The organism is Anaerophaga thermohalophila DSM 12881 (assembly GCF_000191885.1).
In the GTDB taxonomy this organism is placed as follows: domain Bacteria; phylum Bacteroidota; class Bacteroidia; order Bacteroidales; family Marinilabiliaceae; genus Anaerophaga; species Anaerophaga thermohalophila.
Genome location: NZ_AEWI01000098.1, coordinates 1 through 1,124 on the forward strand (window position 1 = coordinate 1; position 1,124 = coordinate 1,124).

The 1,124-nt window shown below is 30.8% G+C and carries 2 protein-coding genes; both read right to left on the reverse strand.

The genetic code is table 11. The features are described 5' to 3' along the window. Positions 1-38 precede the first annotated feature (38 nt). A complete protein-coding gene (locus ATH1_RS0115690) occupies positions 39-416 on the reverse strand; it encodes a hypothetical protein (protein ID WP_010423921.1) in 378 nt (125 codons plus the stop codon). Beyond that, a partial coding sequence (locus ATH1_RS19745) for an RHS repeat-associated core domain-containing protein (protein ID WP_010423923.1) occupies positions 403-1,124 on the reverse strand: 722 nt, incomplete at its 5' end. The genes ATH1_RS0115690 and ATH1_RS19745, both read right to left, overlap by 14 nt.

The window sequence follows — 1,124 nt, forward strand, 5'->3', positions numbered from 1 at the left end:
CAATTTTAAGAATTTTTTGTTTATGGACAGAGTTTACTTTACAGTCTCCTAACAAACTTATAAACCATTTCAGTATCATCCACATTTAATAGTTTGATTTCATATCTATCAAGGAAATGAAGTATAACAGTATCATTATCATGGATTATTTGGCCTGTCTTATTAGTAAAGTTGAAATTATATATATTATTCTTTTCTCCGCTTTGATACTCAAAAACTTTATTTTCATTGCGTTGTTTTATATCCAGCAAAAACTCAACGGTATCAATCGAAGTATTAACAACTTCATGTTTACTGTACTTTACATATTTTACAAGCTGATTTTCGTCATCTAAATCATTCTTATTTAACTTATTACAACTAATTATCACAAAGAATGATATTATTATTAAGACATATACTCTATGGCCAACCATATTCAAAACTATTAATTATTTTGTCAATGTATTCATCTGTATAAGATGGTTTCTTTTCTCTCCAATATTCTAATCTTTCATTATACCATCTTGAACCTTTTTGTTTCATGAAATAATGTTGGTCTGAACCTGAATACCACATATAACCATATGTCAATATATCTTTATACATTAACCTTACATGCTGTGTTTCATGAACTAATGTACCCCCTTGCTTTATAGTAAAAGGGTCTGCAATATTGCCAGGTATTAAAATTTTTGCTTTAAGGTATTCATTACTCCCAAGTTGTGATTTATATTTAGATACATTGTATCCTTCTTTTTCCATTTTTTCAATACTTCTCTTTGGCACCATCGAAGTTTCTTTACCAGTTTCTTTATCAACGGCGTACATCAAAGTTCCACCACTTGACCCATCATCGTCATTCGCTAAATCAAAGTTTACAGAAACACTTTCATATTTTCCTCCGACACTATAATCTTTAATAAATCTTTTACCTGCTTTAGAGCTTGCCCATTCGTTATAAGATTTTATTGCTTGTTCATTATTCTGAAGAGCATTAGAAATGTTGATAGTGTCCCCTTGTGGGTCAATATATATGATTGGATTATTCGCACAATAATTGTAAGGGGAAAGGCTGTAATACTTTTCGGCTCTCGGGTCAACACCATAAAACATACTAATCCTCGGGTCATAATACCTGGCAC